General features: G+C 63.9%; 3 protein-coding genes. All 3 read right to left on the bottom strand.

Annotated elements, in window-relative coordinates; genetic code table 11:
* Window positions 1-168: 168 nt before the first annotated feature.
* The 3 genes from P0D89_RS51775 to istA are packed head-to-tail and all read right to left on the bottom strand — an operon-like array spanning window position 169 to window position 2,571.
* The gene (locus P0D89_RS51775) at window positions 169-321 is read right to left on the bottom strand and encodes a hypothetical protein (RefSeq protein WP_408379442.1); all 153 of its coding nucleotides are present in this window, start codon (window positions 319-321) and stop codon (window positions 169-171) included.
* The gene (istB, locus tag P0D89_RS51770; RefSeq protein WP_408370728.1) at window positions 321-1,082 is read right to left on the bottom strand and encodes an IS21-like element helper ATPase IstB; all 762 of its coding nucleotides are present in this window, start codon (window positions 1,080-1,082) and stop codon (window positions 321-323) included. Before istB ends, P0D89_RS51775 begins: the two co-directional genes overlap by 1 nt.
* A complete protein-coding gene (istA, locus tag P0D89_RS51765; protein WP_408379439.1) occupies window positions 1,069-2,571 on the bottom strand; it encodes an IS21 family transposase in 1,503 nt (500 codons plus the stop codon). The genes istB and istA overlap by 14 nt, the downstream gene beginning before the upstream one ends.
* Window positions 2,572-3,388: the final 817 nt, after the last annotated feature.

Here is a 3,388-nt window from a genome sequence, read left to right as displayed (position 1 = left end):
TGTTGGCGGCGGCGTAGACCCGACACTAGACGGCGGCGCAAGGCTGAGTGGAAGCGTCAACAATACCAGGCGGCCAGTGGCGGCCGCCTGGCGTGTCAGTTGGTTCAGAAGAGATCGTCGAGGATATCTTCCGGATCGTCAGGAGGCGATCGCTGCTCGCGAATCAGGTCATGCAACTCGATGGAGTAGTGCATCCAGATTCGCACGCAGATCGCTGAGCAGTTCGAAGACGGCGAGTGCCTGTTCAGGCGACCAGTTCGCATCTATCAGGAAGTCGAGCCCGCGGACGATACCCGATGGCATGTGTGCAAGGCTCTTCATCACTTTTTCTCCGTACGGTTGGTAGTGCGTCTTTTTGTGCGCAGTTCGGCCCGCTCACGCGCCTCCTTCACCCGATAGGACTCGCCCTCGATCACAACGACTTCCGCCCGATGCACCAGTCGGTCAACAAGGGAGACGACGCAAGCCGCGTTCGGAAACACCTCATGCCATTCTCCGAATGGTCTGTTTGTGGTCACCACTGTCGACGCGACACCGTACCGCCGGCTGACGAGTTCGAACAGCAGATCGGCGTGGCGGTTCGAGTACGAGAGGTAGCCGACCTCGTCGATCACAAGCACGTGGGGTGAGGCATAGCGGTTCAGCCGGCGGCGCAACGCCGAATCGCTATCGAGCGCGGCCAGTTCACCAAGCATCTGGCCGGCGGTAGTAAACAAGGCCGTGTGACCATGGACGATTGCCTGATAGGCGAGATTGAGCGCCAGTGTCGATTTGCCGACGCCGTTCGGTCCGATCAGCACGACGTTCGCGGTGTCCTTGACGAACTCAAGCGCCATCAGCTCTTCGACGGCACCACGATCGCACCGCCTGGGCCAGGCCCAGTCGAAGTCGCATAGCGGTTTGAAGCTGCCCAGATGGGCATCGCGGATGCGTCGCTCCAGAGAACGGCGTCCGCGCTCGTCCTCTTCCCACTGCAGCAATGGCGCAACCCACGGCTCGGCTACCACATCAGGCCAGTGTGCGAGCAGTCCGTACAGGCGCAAGGCGTTCGCGCGGCTTTGCAGATCATCAGGCGCGCTCATCGGTGTCTCCCGTGATCTGGTCGTAAATGTCGAGCCGATGAGGTGTCACCAGCGCGTCCCTCTTGCGCACGTGTTCGGGCATTGGGACCGCCACCGGCGGAGGCAGCCTGCGCGCCTCGCGCCGGCGCTCCAGCGCCAGACGTACCGGATTCGGATGAGGCGCCGCGCCACTGGCGAGGGTGTCCTCAATGGCCGCCTGCAGTTCGGAGGCGCCATAGCGATCGAGCAGGCGCAGCAGATTGGATGTGATGTTGCCCAGATTGCCGCCGAGTTCAGCGGCGCGCAGCATCAACGCCTGGCTGGCCGGCGCCGCCCGGGCCAGATGGTCGAGGCCGCGATGGTGACGGGCTTCGCGTTTGCGCGCGACGAGGGCGTCGATGTGCGCGGCAATCTCGATCTGCGCGCCGCGATCGTAACTGCGCACATGGGTGGCGAGCAGATCGGCGCCATCGAGAATGCGTACCTGCCGGGGATCGGCCCGCACCGTGAGCGTGCGCCGCACGTGGGTATGCGGGATCGTGTAGTCGTTCAGGTCGAAGCGCAAGTACGGCTGCTTGCCAACCTTCGCGGCCAGTTGCAGTTCGCACGGATACGGATTCTCTGGCAAGGCGAGCAGGTTGGGCTGTTCACGGGCGAAGGCTTCGCGCACGGTGATCGTGGGCTCTTCCCGGCAAGGACGATCGGCGGCGGGACCCGCGCACCAGACCGCGGCCTGAGCATTGAGGTCGTCGAGGTCAGCGAACTTGCGCGCGGCAAAGAAGTTCTCGCGTACAAACCTGATTGCCCTTTCGACACGCCCCTTCTCGTTCCCCCTGCACACGGCCACGGGACGGGGTTCGTAACGATGATGCGCGGCGAACGCGAGCAGCGTCGGGTTGAAGCGGATCGCGTCGCCCTGACGTTCGAGCACTGCACTTTTAAGATTGTCGTACAAGACGATACGTGGCAACCCGGACCATGCCGCCCAGGCACCGGCGTGACCGGCCAGGAAGCTGTCCATGCGCGCATCGAGGAAGAAGCGCAGGTAGATCTGCCTGGACCACGACAGCACCATCACGAAGGCCATCAGGGGCCGGCGCGCACGCCCGATCTGCAGATGGCCGAAGCTGGCCCAGTCGCATTGACCTTGTTCTCCTGGCAAGGTGCGAAGCCGAAGGTACGCCTCGGCCACCGGACGTGGACGATGGAGCGAGATCAGGTGCCGGAAGTGATCATGACTGCCCCGGTAGCCGCGCTCATAGACCATCGCATACAGGCGGCTGGCCGTGAGTGACGGAAACTTCTTCAGCGTCTCATGGATGAACGGCAGGTAGGCATCGATTTGCGAGGGCCGCAGCACCGCGCCGACTCTGGGCAGTCCGGCCTGCGCCAGCACGCGCTGGACAGTGCCGCGGTGTACGTGTAACTGGCGCGCGATGGTGCCGCAGCGCCACTTCTCGACGTGGTAGTAGCGCAGGATCTGCGCTTCGAGTTCAGCTCCGATGGTCATGGGTCGTTTCCTGTGCAGTCAGTAGCAGTACGAACATCACGGAAGACCCGACGGCGAAGTGGCCCGAGGCGTACGAAGCCCGCACAGACGCAATGGCAGAAGTGGCAATGCTCAGGCACAGAAGCGGCGGTGGCGGGTACCGCTGCTGTGGCCGCCGACGTCGTCGAAGTCGGTGCCAGTAGAGCATCGGCGGCAGGCACGGCGGAACCGTGATGCGTCACTTTATTCTGGCGGCTGCGATAGCGGCGCATCCGTTCGGCGTGCGCTAACCGGCCGTGGCGACTGCGCCGATAGCGCTGAGCGGCCTCGCGCAAGTTGGCCTGACGGGCGAGCTGCGAGCAATCGCCGTCGCAGTAGATCTGGCCGCGGTCGCAACGGCGGCAAACGATGACCTGCACCCGGCAGCGGGCGCACACAAAGAGGCGGCCTGTGGCCGGCATCGGCAATCCCCGTCAATGCCGATGCGATATCGACAGGGCTGACGGGGGATGCGATACTTGGCGGGCACCCGTACCCTGTCGTGCGCGTGTTGGGCTCGACACCGGAGTGAACTTGGCGGTTTGTGCCGGTGTCGGGCCTGTTTCTTCGGCGGTAGGCAAAACCCTCTTCTACCGCATCCAGACTCCTGCGTCACCCCCTCCTGAAACGCGCCGCGCCGGGTGCGTCTGCACTCGCCCTTCGGGCTCCTTCCGACGCACCCGATACCGCCCATCGATGCCGTCGACAGCAAGCACCGAACAGTTCTGCAGAACAGGAGTCGTTTCGCGTTTCTGATCGACGCCGCCGTGTAATGTACGGGTCCGGACCGCTACCATCA

Source organism: Paraburkholderia sp. RL18-085-BIA-A (assembly GCF_046027075.1).
Taxonomy (GTDB): Bacteria; Pseudomonadota; Gammaproteobacteria; order Burkholderiales; family Burkholderiaceae; genus Paraburkholderia.
Note: the sequence above shows the minus strand (reverse complement) of the source record. Positions and strands in the feature narration are given on the sequence as shown.

Excerpts from the sequence above, each read along its gene's own strand:
- istA (WP_408379439.1), bottom strand. The coding sequence starts at position 2,571 with ATGACCATCGGAGCTGAACTCGAAGCGCAGATCCTGCGCTACTACCAC.
- istB (WP_408370728.1), bottom strand. The coding sequence starts at position 1,082 with ATGAGCGCGCCTGATGATCTGCAAAGCCGCGCGAACGCCTTGCGCCTG.
- P0D89_RS51775 (WP_408379442.1), bottom strand. The coding sequence starts at position 321 with ATGAAGAGCCTTGCACACATGCCATCGGGTATCGTCCGCGGGCTCGAC.